9 protein-coding genes are annotated in these 16357 nt (G+C 38.7%); all 9 read right to left on the bottom strand.

Going from position 1 to position 16357, the window contains the following annotated elements; genetic code table 11:
- Nucleotides 1–73: 73 nt before the first annotated feature.
- Nucleotides 74–1045, bottom strand: a complete 972-nt coding sequence (locus ACQ86H_RS05395; protein WP_431294081.1) for a hypothetical protein — start codon at nucleotides 1043–1045, stop codon at nucleotides 74–76.
- 57 nt (nucleotides 1046–1102) lie between these two features.
- Nucleotides 1103–2794 carry a RagB/SusD family nutrient uptake outer membrane protein gene (locus ACQ86H_RS05390; RefSeq protein ID WP_431294080.1) on the bottom strand — a complete coding sequence of 564 codons (1692 nt, stop codon included), beginning with the start codon at nucleotides 2792–2794 and terminating at the stop codon, nucleotides 1103–1105.
- A 149-nt stretch (nucleotides 2795–2943) separates the two neighbouring features.
- Nucleotides 2944–5976: a SusC/RagA family TonB-linked outer membrane protein gene (locus ACQ86H_RS05385; protein ID WP_431294079.1), complete on the bottom strand. Its 3033-nt coding sequence runs from the start codon at nucleotides 5974–5976 to the stop codon at nucleotides 2944–2946.
- A 299-nt stretch (nucleotides 5977–6275) separates the two neighbouring features.
- Nucleotides 6276–6836 carry a discoidin domain-containing protein gene (locus ACQ86H_RS05380; RefSeq protein WP_431294078.1) on the bottom strand — a complete coding sequence of 187 codons (561 nt, stop codon included), beginning with the start codon at nucleotides 6834–6836 and terminating at the stop codon, nucleotides 6276–6278.
- 672 nt (nucleotides 6837–7508) lie between these two features.
- Complete coding sequence (locus tag ACQ86H_RS05375; protein ID WP_431294077.1) at nucleotides 7509–8384, bottom strand: ROK family protein; 876 nt, start codon at nucleotides 8382–8384, stop codon at nucleotides 7509–7511.
- 69 nt (nucleotides 8385–8453) lie between these two features.
- A complete protein-coding gene (locus tag ACQ86H_RS05370; RefSeq protein WP_431294076.1) occupies nucleotides 8454–10721 on the bottom strand; it encodes a GH92 family glycosyl hydrolase in 2268 nt (755 codons plus the stop codon).
- A gap of 102 nt (nucleotides 10722–10823) precedes the next feature.
- Nucleotides 10824–13268: a glutaminase domain-containing protein gene (locus tag ACQ86H_RS05365; protein ID WP_431294075.1), complete on the bottom strand. Its 2445-nt coding sequence runs from the start codon at nucleotides 13266–13268 to the stop codon at nucleotides 10824–10826.
- 211 nt (nucleotides 13269–13479) lie between these two features.
- Nucleotides 13480–14484, bottom strand: a complete 1005-nt coding sequence (locus ACQ86H_RS05360) for a LacI family DNA-binding transcriptional regulator (RefSeq protein ID WP_431294074.1) — start codon at nucleotides 14482–14484, stop codon at nucleotides 13480–13482.
- A gap of 196 nt (nucleotides 14485–14680) precedes the next feature.
- Nucleotides 14681–16357: a RagB/SusD family nutrient uptake outer membrane protein gene (locus ACQ86H_RS05355; protein WP_431294073.1), complete on the bottom strand. Its 1677-nt coding sequence runs from the start codon at nucleotides 16355–16357 to the stop codon at nucleotides 14681–14683.

The raw sequence follows: 16357 nt of genomic DNA, 5'->3' as shown, positions 1-16357 counted from the left end.
TTCTATATATGTGTTTTTGATAAAAAGTAAAGATCCAGGGCTGTTATCCTGAATCTTTCATCGTAATTAAATCTTAATAGTTTATGTTAGGAAAATCGGTTTTAGCCTTCGCCAGCATTGGGGCCCAGTCTGCTCCTTTTTCGTCCTTTGGTCCAAAAGCCGTTAATGCCAGCGGTGCCAGATCTGATTTTGCTGCACCGCTCCAAAAATGAATAAATTCACCAAAATTCATTTTCCGGGTATATTGTTGATAGCTTTTACCTTGTACAATGAGTTGTTGTTTAGGAAATTGTTGAGACAATAAGGTAAAGAAACCATTTAAAACCTTTGCTTTACCATAGTTATCATAAATTGGAAGAAACCAATTTTTGAACCATTGTGTTCCTGCTTTAGGGTAACTGTCAGTAACAGTCATCATTTTATTGTACCAACGTTGCGCATCGTCGGTTCTGTTTAAGCCTAAATACACATCGTATTGATAAATCTCCATCCACTTACTATCATGCCAGATATCGAAAGCCGGCGATTCTTTTACTCCTTTTGATGCTCCTTCTACAATGTGACCGATTTCGTGGGTAGACAAATCAATATCATTATCAATGCCGGTAGTCCAGGCATCGAGACTGCTGGCACCGCAATCGGTTACGTTTCTATAATCATGCCCTGCATCGAGATAAGTACCCGGATGACCTCCGCTATATTTACCTGCATGATAAATTACAAATAAGCGGCTATCCTCTCCAAACTTGCCGTAAGTTTTTTTGGTATAGTTCCAGGCTTCTGCCATGTATGTTTTTGGCCAGGCAATAGTTGGTTTAACATCGCCATCGTAGTAAACCACTACACTGGTATCATAATAAACCCGGTTCAGCAATTGCACATGCTCAAACCAATGCTCTTTCCATGTTTTAGGTGGCGCATCTGGTGTATCTACACTTTCTACCAACGGCGGCGCGGGCTTTACGGTTTCTACTGGTGCTTTTTTACTGTTGCAAGCTAATACAGCAAATAGTACAATTGCGGATAACGATAAAATATTTTTCATAGCGCTAGTATTAATGTTAAAAAAAGCACCGGGTGAAACACCCGGTGCCATAAGTATTTACCAGCCTGTATTTTGTACAATTACAGGAACTTTTTGAATTTCGCCATTTGGTATAGGCCATAAATAATGTTTCTTTTGGAAAACCCTGTTTTCGGTAACCACAGGTGTAAAAAATCCTGGTGCATTTTGGGTAATGTTTAAACCCTTGATCTGCGTATCGGTCGTTTCTGCAATTTTCCACTCCCTGGTATAGAAATAGCGGTCTAGTTCAAAAGCCAGTTCAACACGTCTTTCTCTGCGGATAGCATCTCTCATATCGGTTGGTACAGGTAATGCGCCAGCGCCACTTCCGTAAGGTGCTATACCCGCTCTAACACGGATCTTGTTCAAATAAATCAAGATATCAGGATCTGAAGGATTCGACTCCTGCAGTGCCTCAATATAATCCAAATAGATCTCTGCTAATCTGATCATGGTAAAAATAGGTCTACCTTCTGTCCAACCTGCAACAGTTAAATGCTTTCTTGAAGTATAACCTGTTTTAGTATAATCGTTATTGGCAATAGCATTTTTGCCGGCATTACCATTAAATTCAAAACTGGTGATAATATTTGATGATGGATTGATCCACTTACGCCCGCTATACGTAATATTTGCATAAAAACGAGGCTCGCGATTAACATACATATTGCTAATTGTCCTTGGTCCATCCTGATCATTCGGATCTGGCGCCTGATAAGCCGAGGTACCACTTGCAGTATAAGTCGGATCATTTTCAATTGGTAATCCATTTGCTGTAAAATAAGCATCTACCAGTTGTTGCGAAGGAGACAAGAAAGACCCGCCTTTGTCGCCACCGGAAGCTCCGTTGTGATTTGGTGCCAATGAATATTGATAAAGCGTAACATCACCTCCCCTGCCAAAAATAATTTCTGAGTTCCAGCCGTTCAAAAACACATCTCTTGTAGCAATGAAAGCCCTATTAAAAACATTATCCGGCAAACCAGCAGGGGTAGCAGTAACATTATAAAGTGCATAATTTGCATAACGGGAGTTGGTTAAAAATACTTTTGCAGCAGTTGCCACTTTTGTCCATTTTGCAACATCAGCAGTTTGGCTGATTAATTGTTTACCATCCTGGTTTTTAAGACTGGCATAATCGGTGTTTCCATTAAATAATGGACGTGCAGCGGTTAATAATGCTTTTATTTTGTAGGCATCAGCAACTGAAGCAGTGATATGTCCGTAATCCTGGCTCGCTTGTGGCGTTGCGGGTAAACGCGAGCTTGCTGCCTCTAATTCACTTACGATATAATCGATACATTCATCCATTGAATTACGCGGCTTACTGATTTCCGGTAGTGGGGCGTCAGATGCGATTGGATCATTGCCCAATAAAATTACAGGGCCATACTGCCTCACTAAATAATAATAATAAATGGCTCTTAAAGCCCTGGCTTCGCTATAGTATCGGTTAACAATATCAATTCCGCCAATGTTACAATCGGTACACCTGTTAATATTTGCCATAAAAGAACTGGCAGATTGTATTCCCTGATAAAACCTTTGCCAATGGTAGTTTACCGCGCCACTTGTTGCATCCCATGCACCCGAATTTACGTTTTCGCTAAAGTTTGGCAAGGTGTAATCCGCCTCATCAGAAGCAGCTGTCCACGGACCAATGTTTCCACCTGCTGATGGTGAGCGGTCCTGATCCTGATCAGGAAGTGTAGAATAAACGTTTGCCAATGCCTGATCAACAGTAGACTTTTTTCATACATCTGATCGAAGGTTAGCCTATCATCAGGTACTTGATTTAAAAATTTCTTACAGCCATAATTACCAACGATCAGTAATGCGCCAACTGTATATATCAATATTTTTTCATTCTTTTTATTTTAAAAATTAGCGGTAAGACCTAAAGAATAATTAGAGGTTAGTGGGTACCGTGTACCGTTATTAGTACCAAGTTCAGGATCCCAAAGCTTAAACTTGCTAATGGTAAACACATTATAACCTGTTGCATAGACCCTTAAGCGTTTAACGCCAATAGATTTTATACCTTCCTTAAGTGTGTAACCCAAATCTGCGTTTTTTAACCTCAGGAAGCTGATGTCGCGCTTCCACCAGGTACTCGATTGATAGTTGTTGTTATTCGTGCCACCATAAGATAAACGAGGATAAACTGCATCCTGACGAGGATTTGTTGGTGTCCAGCGATCTGCAGCTACGGCGAGCATATTACCCAAACCACCCGAGTTGGCGAATGAAGGAATATTTAAAATAACATCAGCATTGTCCTGTCCCTGGAAGAACAAACCAAAATCGAAGTTTTTGTAAGTTAACGAGAAACCGAAACCATAGGTTGTGCTAGGAATATCACCCCTACCGATTATCGTCTGATCAAATGAATCGATTTTACCATCACCATTTAAATCTTTATACTTGATATCTCCTGGCATTAGCGTACCAAATTGTGTTGGACTTGCATTGATCTCTGCCTGGCTATCGAATAACTTTTCGGCAATATAACCAACACGTGTGGCAGCTAAAACATTATAACCGCGTTGCTCCATCCAGGGATAAGGTTTCGGTGCCTGATCATTCTCGATTACTTTATCTTTATTGTAAGTAAAGTTAGCTCTTAAATTAAGCGACCAATCTTTACCGAATTGTGTATCATATTGGATGGTACCATCTATACCTTTGTTATCAACAATACCTAGGTTACCAATTGGTGTATTGGCCAAACCGATATAATTCGGTACTGTACCCCTACTGATAAATTGGTTCTTTCTTCTTTCTTTATAAAAATCGACGATTAACGATAAGTTGTTATTCAACGTTTTTAATTCAAAACCCAAATCCTGTTTACGTGTTTCCGCCCAGGTTACATCTACACCATAAGCCGTTACACCTAAACCGTTCGTTCCAAGATTTCCATTTTGGCCAAAAGTATAATCACCCGCATCCCCAACTTTAGTCAAATAATAGAATCGTTGCCCTTCGTTATCTGCATAACTATTGCCACTGCCTCCACTACCCACAATACCGTCAGAATAACGGAATTTGACCATCTGGATAGCATTTTTAAGCGGTTCGAAAAATTTCTCACTCGAAAGCAACCATCCCAGTCCAACAGCCGGGAAAAATCCATAACGTTTATTTGGAGCAAAGTTTTCTGAACCATTATAACCCATGTTAAATTCAAAGAAATACTTATTATCGTAAGCATAAGTAGCACGACTTACTAAACCTTGTAAGCGGTAAGGAAGTGATAGTGTTAGGTTAGGTGCAGAAGCTTTAGTATTATCATTTTGATTATACAACAATAAGCCGCTTACAGCATGTTTGCCAAAGGTACGGTTATAGTTAACAGCTCCTTCAAAGTACATTTTCTTGTCACCACCATTATCATAGTTGTAGTTTAAAAAGTCTTGTCCCTGTAAAACTAAACCATATTTATAACCTGAATTTGGATCTCCCGGAGTGATGTAAGGATCGCTGGGGTTAATCCTGTACAAGCTCTCTCTTTTCGTCCTGTTAATTCCGTTGGTATTATTCACATCAAAAGAAAACATGGTGGTAACCGACAAACCAGGTGTTACTTCTTTTAAATCCTGTGTTAAACGGATATTTGAATACAACTGGTTAGTGTAACTGGTTCTATATCCATTTCTCGTAACATCACCATAAGGGTTACGCTGATCGGCTTGCGGGCTGATGCCGGGTAAACTGCCATTTGGATAAAGCACTGGAAAAGAGGTAGGGTTAATTAAAAAGGCCTGACTGAAAATATCCTGTGCAAGCAAGTTACTTGGATAATTATTTTGCCCCAAAATACCCTTGATCCCTAAATCTAACTTGGTGGTACCGGTAATATCCCAGTTTAAGTTTGCACTAACATTATAGCGGCCATAGTTTTGTTTAACAGCAGAATTTACAGCTTCATCGGTTTTAAATAAACCATCTTCACCATAATAACCTAATGATACATAATATTTTGCATTGCTTACACCACCCGACAGGTTGGCCGTTGCTGATCTGTTTCTACCAAAATCGTTATAAATGGCATCAAACCAGTTTACATTCGGGTAAAGAATCGGATCGGTACCGGCAGCAGTTTTTTGAACCGCATCTATCGAGTATGCTGGTGTAAATGCACCTGCAGCTCCTCCTCTCAAATAATCAGAGTATTTGGCCTCATTAGCTAAGTTCATGTAATTAACACCGTCAATCAATTGTGGTCTTTTGGTGAAACGGCTTATCCCTTCGTAATATTCTACGTTAATTCTCGGTGAACCGGTTTTTCCTTGTTTCGTATTGATCAAGATTACACCGTTTGCACCACGGATACCATATACCGCTGTGGCAGCTGCATCTTTCAGTACAGTGAAGTTTTCTACATCGTAAACACTGATATCATTTAAGTTACGGTTAGGAACACCATCAATAATCACAAGCGGGCTTCTATCGCCAGATGACAATGAAGATATACCGCGTATGAAGATATCTGATCCGGTTGCACCTGGCTCGCCATTCCTTGATACATTAATTACACCCGGGATACGACCTGCCAATAATTGACTCATACTGGAAACCGGTTGTTTCAAATCTGCAACGTTTACCGATGACTGTGCACCTACTAAACTTTCCTTTTTCTGCACACCGAAACCTACAATGGCAACTTCCTGTAAATCAGAACCTGTTGTTTCCTTTAAACGGATATCCAATGTGGTTTGGGTACCAACTGTAATTTCTTTGGTATCATAACCAACATAAGTTATAATCAAAACTGTATTTTGATCAGGAACGGTAATGGTAAAAGCTCCGTTTACATCTGCAGCTGCACTGGTAGAACTACCTTTCACCTTAACACCTGCTCCAGGTAGTGGCAAACCTGCCTCATCTTTAATGATACCACGTATCACAATATCGGCCTTGGCTTGATTAACTGAAACCGAACTGTTTATATTAATCGCTGAAGCATTAGCTGTTGCGTAAAAACTACTGCTTAAAGCTAAAGTAAAAGCGATAGCCTTAAAAGCACAATCTTTAAGCCTGAGCCTGCCTCCAGTTAAATTTGTATTTTTTTCATCATAAAATTCATTTGTTGTTAACAGATTACTGTTATAGGTCTATTGATCAATTGAAATAGATTTATTGCCTAACCTATTGAACCGGCTGAATAAATCTTTGTGTATCTTATTTACAGAAGTTGGATTGAAAGCTACTGTTGCTCCTCTGGCACTTCGATTACACGCCATTCTGACAACTGAAATAATGAACCGCTACCAATTGCTGTAATGCTTAACCTGTAATGCTTATACAAAACTTTGTTTTTGAAGCTATAGGTTTTCAGCATGTTACGACCTGAAAATGTTTCGCCATTTCTGGTATCCAGATCTACCCAATTGGTGCCATCCAAAGAACCGCTTAATTTCCAGTTTTTCGGATCTCTGCCCGGAGCATCGTTACCTGATGTTAAGGTGTAAGAGGCAACCTGTTGAGGAGCAGCAAAAGATAACTGCAAATAAAAGTTGTTCTGATAAGGGTTGATCAGGAATTTTGTGGCTGGATCATTATCAACCACCTTTGCAGATCCCTCTGCACCTGCTGATCCTCCGGAACTCTCAATGTTAACAGAAAGTGCGGCTTTTGCCGTTACATCTACTTTGGCTTTCCAGGTAAAAAGATCCACTGCAGGATATTCTTCTTTACCGCATCCAAAAAGTAAAACCAGGGCAACACAGAGTCCGAAAGTGCTCCTGGTAATTTTTAAAAGATTCATAATTGATTAATTTATAGTTTGGTGGTTATTAAAATGTGCAATAGTTAATCGCAGATCAATGAATGATCAGGAGTTTAAATTGATTTTAAGGAGGGGTTAGCTTATACACCTACCTTATGTGCTGGCTTCTTAAGGCGAGAAAAAACATTGGTATTGCCAAAGACATGGCCAATTCTGGTCGGATGTTTTTTTGTTCATAAATGGGTTTTAGTTTGGTTTGGTTTCCGTTGGAGGCGCAAGAGGACATGTTAAAATGTAAATTTTACTTCATTGGATTCTCCTTTTTATTTGTACATGAATAGATAGTTAGTTTAATACACTAAAACGTTTTAGTAATGTCAGATAAAAAAAGCCCTGATCTGGTGATCAACACTTGTTGTAATAAACTAAAATGTTTAATTAATTGAATACTAAAACGTTTTATTAAACAATAATAAGCATATTATTAATAAATCAAAAATTATTTTATTTTTTTATCAAAGTTAATCTCCGGAAATTACGGACAGTAGCCTATATGGATTAAATTATAGTAATAAAAATCTTGTGAAAAGCACTATTTTTTAAGAAAAAAGAAAAAGTGGAGATATACCGCAGAATTACATTATGAAAATTGCAATTCTGCGATTATTTTAGAATAAGTTTAAAATATTGTGAGCTATTATGGCAAATACGTTAAGTTAAACTCATATCGCAGCAACTCGCAGCACCAATTAACGCTGCATGTTCTTTAAGTTCTGAAATTTTGATTTCAGTATCTATTCCATTTCCTTTAAGTGTTGCAATTAATTCTGGGGCAAATGCGTTAAAAGATTGGGCAATATTACCACCAACTATTACAGTGTCTATTTTGTGCTCCTTAATAATAGGGATCAGGAACTGAGCCAGGTTATAGCCAAATTCCATAAAAACCATGGTCGCGAAATGATCTGTTTCTATTAATTCCACCAGTTCTTTCACCCCGTCTACCGTTTTGCCGCTAAGCTGGTTAAAACGTTTTACGAACCAGCGCGTAGAAAGGTAATCTTCCGCAATTCCGTCTAAAAATTCGGAGTTCCAGAGGTCAGCATCAAAAGCTTTATGATTGAGACAAAGCGATGAACCCAGTCCGGTACCAAGCGTTAAGCCCAATACACTCCCATTTCCTTTGGCAGCGCCGGCAAAAACCTCACCTTGTAAAAAACCTGCCGCATCGTTTATAAAGTGAATATGCTCTGCAGGGATATCCAATCTTTCAGACAATTCTTCTTTTACATTGATCTGGTAAAGTGATTTAAACTTATCCTGATCTTTAATTAATGAAATGCCTTCACTATAATTAAACGGACCTGGCATAGCAATTCCAACATTCCGGGCACCGTTTTTAATATTTTTAAAAGCCTTATTGATGATATCGCACCATGCCGATAAAATCACTTCTTTACTCTCCTGCGAATTCACAGGGCTACGTTTGATAGAATTCTTCACTAAAGTTCTTGTTTCCAAATCCACCAATGCGGCCGTTATATGCGAGCCGCCAATATCTACACCTAATGCAACAGGCTTTTCCATTCTATATATATTTCTGTTATCTATTCTTTATTAATCTGAATTAATTCGCCAAAAGTAGCAATTCCATATCTATTTACTGATTGAAAATGGCTTATCTTCTTCTGATAGCCCTCTATTTAACGAAGGTTTAACATTCATCTCTAATTTTAACACCCCTCCTTTTAACAAATCGCTATGATTTATAAAATTTTTGGTATAATTTTTACCATTTAAGCTTGCTGATTTTATATAAACATGATGAATATCATTTGCAGGTGCTTCAATGATGAATTTTTTGCCATTTTCTAAGTTTATGGTTGTTTTTTTGAATACCGGACTTCCTAAAACATACTCGCCAGAACCAGGGGTTACGCTATAAAACCCTAAAGCGCTTAATACATACCAGGAAGAAGTTTGCCCTTGATCTTCATCTCCAGGATAACCATTTTCTGTTGCATCATACAGCTTATGCATCACCTCGCGGGCATAAAATTGTGCCTTCCAGGGTTGGTTGGCATAGTTGTATAAATAAACCATGTGCTGTATGGGTTGATTGCCATGTGCATACTGCCCCATATTGGCCATTACCATTTCGGTCATTTCATGAATCATCCCCCCGTACGAACCCACATTTACTTTATTGGGTTCACTAAAAACAGAATCTAACTTTGAGATAAAATTGCTGCTTCCTCCCATCAAATTAATTAAACCTTTGGTATCCTGAAAAACCGACCATTGCCAATGCCACGCATTTCCTTCAGTAAACGGACCTCCCCATTCGGTTGGATCGAAATTTGGCGACCATTTGCCTTCCGCATTCCTTCCCCTCATAAAACGTGTAGCCGGATCGTAAACATTTTTATAATTGAACATCGGCTTCTCAAAAACCTCCATATAATGTTTATCGCCAATCATTTTGGCTAAAGTGTAAGCACAATAATCATCGTAAGCATATTCTAATGTTTTTGCAGTGGCTTCTCTATATTTTGGATAAGGAACATAACCCAACTGGTTATACTCGATTACGCCATCCCTGCCATTTGCCGGTCCCCATGGCCCTTTGTTCATCGCTTCGTGATAATAGGCATCTAAAGCTTTTTTCGGATCAAATGTTCTGATTCCTTTTGCCCAGGCATCTGCTAACAAAGAAATAGCATGGTTACCGATCATACTTCCGGCTTCGCTGGGGAAAGACCATGAGGGTAACCAACCGCATTGCACGTAGGCATCGAGCATGGCTTGCATATAACGACCATGCATTTCTGGCTGTATCAGTGTATTTAGCGGAAACTGGGCCCGGAAAGTATCCCAAAACCCTGTATCGGTAAACATATAGCCATCATGTACTTTACCATCATACGGACTAAAGTAATATGGTTTTCCAGCTTCGTTAATTTCGTAAAACTTCCTGGAGAACAAACTTGCCCTGAAAAAGCAAGAATAAAACGTTTCCATATCTGCTTTCGATCCACCTTCCACTTCTATCTTTCCGAGCGATTTATTCCATACCGCAGCAGCATTGGCTTTTGTATCTTCCAAAGTTTTATCGTTGCCCAGTTCTCGTTTTAAATTAAGCTCGGCCTGTTGTAAACTGATATAAGATGATGCTGTCTTTACCTGCACTTTTGCGCCCGATTCGAACTGTACAAATGCACCCTTACCTAATCCTTCAGCAGAAATGGAATCTTTTGCAATGGTATTATGTTTGTTTTCCCATGTACCGTAAGATTTAATTGGCTGATCGAACCGGATTACAAAATAACTTTTCCACCCCCTTTTAAAACCTTCGCCATTGTTTACCCAACCAGTTATTTTATTTTCTTTAGGATAGATTTGAACACCGCTCAATCTGGTATAACCATCTAAAATTAAAAAGCTTCTTTTGCCTTTTGGATAGCTGAACCTGAGGTGTGCACCACGTTCAGATGGTGAAATTTCGGTGGTGATATCGTTTTCGAATGTTACTTTATAATAGTTTGGTTTAGCAATCTCATCCTGGTGGCTAAATTTAGTTTCGCGTTTATCTTCATTTACAATCAGCTCATCAACCACTGGCATTAAAGAAAATACGGCATAATCTCTCGTCCACGAACTGCATTGGTGCGCTTGCTGAAAGCCCCTGATTTTGTCTTTAAAGTATTGGTATTTCCATCCGTCGCCATTCCGACCGGTTTGAGGCGTCCAGGTATGCATACCAAAAGGCAAGGCAGTAGTAGGATAGGTATTCCCCCGCGTGAGTTCATGTTTAGAATTGGTCCCCTGCAGTGTGTTCACATAATGGACAAAATCCTTCTGTTGCGCCAATAACCCCTTGGCTGCAATGCAGCATAAAATTGATGTGATTAATTTGAGTTTCATTTGTGTGTGTTGGTTCTTTTCAGTCAATATAAATCAACTGTATTTTTAAAAATCAGCTTTTGCCTGCGGAGGTAAATGCTTGCAGGCAAAGCGGCTAATATTTTATTTAATATTCCATTTATCAGCTAACATTTTGATGAAATAACCTCCCACAACACTCCTGGCCTGGAAGCCGGTCATTTTACCATTGGTGGTTTCATGCCAATCGCTCAATGGCACCTTGCTTTCTGTTTTGGTAACATAACGGTATATCGGACTTATAAATTTTTGGAAATCGGCTTCATTATCAGCCAAAGTCGCAGTCCACATAATCCAATCCGATTTAGTGTAGGTCCTGCGGCTATCCAACGGCAATCCAAAATCCTTTTGCTTGGTTAAATAAAAGTTAATCTCCTTTTTGTATACTTCTCCAGGAAAAAGATTAAGTTTTAACAATTTGTCCCAAACGAGGTTGTATTTCTGGCTCCAGGTATTTTTATCATTAAAGGTTAAAGCATAATGATCGCCATCATCGGCCATTTTCATCCAGTTCTGCGCCATTTGCAAAGCAGCCGTTCTGTATTTTGCAGCTACATCAGCTTTGCCTAATAATTGCGCCATTTGTGCATAAGCACCTAAAGCCACAATGGCCTTTACCGATAAATTCGAATTTCTGGCCAAATGACCTGCGAAATCATCGGTACAAAGCTGGTTTGCAGGATCGAATCCTTCTCTTAGTAAATAATTGGCCCATACTGACATTACCTCCCAATGTTTCCCTGCATATTTTGCATTTCCTTCTGCCCTGGTAATAGCAGCAGTTAAGATGATCATATTTCCAGCCTCTTCTACCGGCATATCTTCACCGTAGGTTTGGCCGTTTGCCAAAGGATAAGTACCTAAATCATGTGCGGCAAAAGGTTTCTCCCATTTTCCACTTTCTGAATAATAGAAAATACCATTCAGCATGCCTTTTAACAATTCAGGGTTGTACACCAAAAATTGCGGTGCTGAAGGGTAAGTAACATCTACCGTATTGATGGAGCCATTACTGAAATTTTCTTTGGATAAAAAAAGAATATCGCCATTTGGGGCATACACGATTTTGTGCGCAGCAATAGCCTGTCTATAAGCTAGCTTACACAGTTCGGCATATTCTTTTCCCCCAGTTTTTTCTGCATCAGCATATAGTTGGGCATCAAAAATGGCACACTTGTTTTTTAAATCAGGATATTGGGTACTGGCCTCAGCCAACTGATCTTCGAATTGCTTTGAACCAGATTGTCGCCAAACAGGCTGTAGTTTTTCACCAAAGTATTCAACTGATTTCAGGTCATCATACCCCAACATCATATATTTATCTACGGGTGTGGAAGAAACCGAACCGAAAGGAATAACACTACTTAAACTTAAGTTCCTGGAATTTAAAACCTGGTTTTGAGTTGGATATTTTGCCTCCATAAAAGCTTTTAAGCTTTCGTTCTGCGGAGCTATAAATTGCCTGGCATTAAATCTGCCCGGAACGGCCAGGTACAAATAGCCCCAATCAATGCGCAGGTCGTCTCCCCGTTTCTTTAACACCGGCTGCTCTACGGTTCCTGTTTTTAATATAGAGAGATTGTTTTTTGAACTCTTCCAAGCCGATACGCTTTGATTTGGTGTATTCACGGCTAGGTTTGATGATGCCCCAAAGAAAATAGCTACGCTGTGCTGCCTGGCATCAGTAGATTTAACGGCATAATTAATATAACTGATTGGCCTTGCGGTTAATTTAATATCATTCAGTAATAATGGGGAGGTAAAAGCTACCTGTAGTTCTACCGGGCCACAGCTAAAAGTGTATTTGGTTGTGGTTGACTGAATGGATACATTGGTTTGAGTGGCTGGAGCAATGTTTAGATGATCTGCCTCTTCTTCAACTATCCCGGCATCCAGGTGCCTGCCACCAGCGGTATTTTTACAATGGATAGCCAGTACATTTTTTCCTGTTTTTAAAATACCATCTTCAATTGGCAAATAGCTATAATCAGAAACCCATCCGTTCTTTTTGTAAATTATTTTACCATTTAAATAAACAATTACATTATCATCGTGATTGAGTTTCAGGTATTTTTTTGCAGCCGATACTTTGGCCACATCGAAGGTTCTTCTGAAATAAAGATCATCACTATTCCATTTTGTTTTGGCAGAATTATCGTCTCCAAAAGGAGCTTCGGCTTTTTTCCAGTCCTTATCATTGTATGTAATGCTTTCCCAACCTGCTTCAGGTTTATCGAAGCGATAACCGGCCTGATATTTTAATGCATCAGCTGCTGGAAGTATGTCTTTAAAAGTTTTACTTTTTTCGCCCAGAAACCGGTAATATTTGCCATCAACCTTTATTACACCTAATAAAGATTGCTCCTTCCCGGTCCAATGTTTGGTAACAGATTGGTTAAGCCCATCGCCGAAAGACCAAATACTGAAATAGGCATCATGTGTAATTAACGGATAAGCAGGTGCCTTATCTTGTGCTTTAGTAATTAAATTAAAAAAAAGACAAAGTGCTACTAAGGAAAGTTTTCTCATAAATTAATATTTGGTCAATTAATAAATCGTTTTACTTAATGACCTTAATTGATTTCTTAATTCTGCAACAGAAAAAATGTCAAATCAACACTAAATTAAATGGGAATATTGTTGTTTGGTGTTCAATTAAAGTAAAACGTTTTACTAATTCAATATTAGAGAAATAAATATCATATTAAAATAGTTTAATGTAATATTTAAGTTACTGAATTTAATCCCTTATGATTAATTTAGCTGGAATAATGATCTCCTGGTTTTCGGGTTTGGCTTTGGTCGACAATTGTTTAAGAATCAGCTTAATTACATTCTCTGCAATTTCCTCAAGTGGTTGTTGAATTGCTGAAATACCAGGTGTGTGCAGTTCGAAAGCTTCATGATCATCGTATGCAATAACAGCAAAATCCCCGCCTATTTTCTTATTGATCTTTTTCAATACTTTTAATCCGCTGATTGCTAAATAATTGGTTGCAAATAATACTGCATCAATTTTTTTATTATCGAAAAGTTCTTTAACCTGAGCAATGGTTTCGCTTTCTTCCTGGTTAAAATGGATCTTTAAAACCAGGTTGTCGTCATACTTGATTCCATGATCTTCTAATGCTTTTTTATAACCATCATAACGCGCTGTTATCTGCTCTACGTTGATATCAGTAGTAACCAGGGCGATGTTCTTTTTACCTTGACCGATAAAATGCTGTATTGATTGGTATGAAGCATTAAAATGATCGGCTCCAACGTAGCTAGTGTTGATATCGGGCAGGTTTCTATCAAAAAAGATTACCGGATTACCATCTTCCAACAACATTTTTATATCTTCTTCTATCCCTTTTATAGGAGAGATGATATAGGCATCAACTTTTCGCGTTTTGAACATGTTGATCAGTTCCTTCGCCTTGTCGATACTGTTTTCTGTACTGGAATAAATAATTTTATATCCTCTTTTATAAGCTTTGTCTTCGATTAATCTGGCAATCCTGGAGAAGAATGAATTGGAAATATCTTCGATAATCAGGCCGATGATATTGGAGTTACCGGTTCTTAAACTTCTTGCAATCTGATTAGGTTTATAACCACTTTCTTCGATAATTTTTTCTACTTTCTCTATTACTGCTTCGCTTATCGATTTTTCTTTTGCTTTACCGTTAATAATGAACGAAACTGTGGTAATGGATACATTGGCTTTTACGGCTATATCTTTGATAGAAAGCGATTTCATTTGGCTGGAATTCTTTTAAGTTACTCGATTCAAAGCTAAATAAAAATTATAGCTTTTAATTTTTTGCCCGTTATAAAAACGCAATTTAACATTTTTTATGATAATCGTTTTAGAAACAGTTATTAAAGGGAGGCAGGATAAAAAAATGAGGCGTAAAACAGCAAAAGGCGCCTGTTAAGCGCCTTTTGTATCAAAATTAATATCCTGGGTTTTGGGTCAGCTTAGGATTGAGGTCCCGTTGCCGCTGAGGAATCGGATATAATGCTTTGGTTGCTGATGAGGCTGTGTGATCCCACCAGGTTCCGGTTGCAAATTTCCCGAAACGGATTAAATCATCTCTTCTGAAACCCTCGAAAATAAACTCTCTGCCGCGTTCTTTCAAAAGCTCATCTAAAGTTAAAGTAGCAGTTGTATAAGCTTTAGCTTCGCGTATAGCCGGTGTATAAGCCCGTTTTTTTGTTGTATTAATCAAGGCTACCGCTTCTGCCGTAGCTACACCTCCGCTTTTACGCATTAGTGCTTCTGCTTTGGCAAAGTAAATCCACGTTAAACGGTAAACATTCCAGTCTGTATTGTTATAGTTAGGATCAGGCTGAACAGCAGTTGTGTCTTTGCCGTTAATCACAAAACCAGGAACTGAATTACCGAGTTTATATTTATTGAAACGAACACCACTATTTTCTTCTCCTTCACTCATGTTAGAAACAGTAGAACCTGATTTGTTTTTCCGGATATTATCTACAAAAACCAAAGGCAAACCCTGGTACTCTACTGTGCCCAATACTGCTCTTGTTTTAAGGTTAGTATCGGCAAATTTGTATTGTGGACCAATTAACAACCATTCTGTTTTACGTCGGTCGTCTGCTTCATAAGTATCATAAACTCCAGGAATAAGTACAATACCATCATTACCGTTTCTACCGCCACCATAAATATCTTTTTGGGCAAAATGATAAAATTCACCTGTCCAGGATGGTTCGAATTTAGCTCTAGTGTAATCGTAAGCAATAGAAAAGATGACCTCTTTAGATAAATCGTTGGTGTTTTTAAACTGGTCGGTTATGGTAGTATCCAATTGCATGGTTCCGTTTTGCCCACCAGCTTCATTGTTGATCAACTTATCAGCAGCAGCAATACAATCATCCCAACGGGCTGTACCCGACCATACTTCGGCATTTAAATAAAGTTCTACAAGCATGGCGTAGCCGCTTGCCTGACTCATCCTGCCTAACATGGCCCTTGATAATTTCGGCACGTTATTAATATTGTCTTTAATTTCTTTCTCCACAAAATCAAATACTTGTTTTCTGCTTGAGGTACTTGGATAAACCGGATTTGCAGGATCGGCAGGTTCGGTTACTATAGGCACTCCACCAAACAAATCCATTAGTTTCAGATAATGAAATGCACGTAATAATTTTAACTCGGAAATAAATTCATCTTTTTCCTTTTGGGTAATCCCCATTGTAGAAATATCGCGTGTGCTAATGTTTGCTATAGGATCGTTGCAATATCCGATACCGCCATAAATTAGCGACCATGCATTATTTAAACCTGCTTCATCTACTGTCCAGCTATGATAATGCAACCGCTTCCATTTTCCACTATCTTCACCATGCGGCCCTTTGGTTGGCCAGGCCAGCTGATCTGCTGATAGTTCTGCCGGCCTCCACCAGCCGTCTTGTCCCGATGGCGTTACCCAGGCATTTGCGTGTGTGTAAGGGCGTAAAACAGCTGATAATACTTCGTTTTTATTCGTGTAAAATTTATCAGAAGGAATCTCATCGTACGCATTCTCATCTAACTTGGTACAGGCACTTACTATACCAACCAATAAAATTAATGCTGTATGTAATATTGTTTTATTTTTCAT

Origin of the sequence: Pedobacter sp. P26 (genome assembly GCF_050632135.1) — a bacterium.
Taxonomy (GTDB): Bacteria; Bacteroidota; Bacteroidia; order Sphingobacteriales; family Sphingobacteriaceae; genus Pedobacter.
Note: the sequence above shows the minus strand (reverse complement) of the source record. Positions and strands in the feature narration are given on the sequence as shown.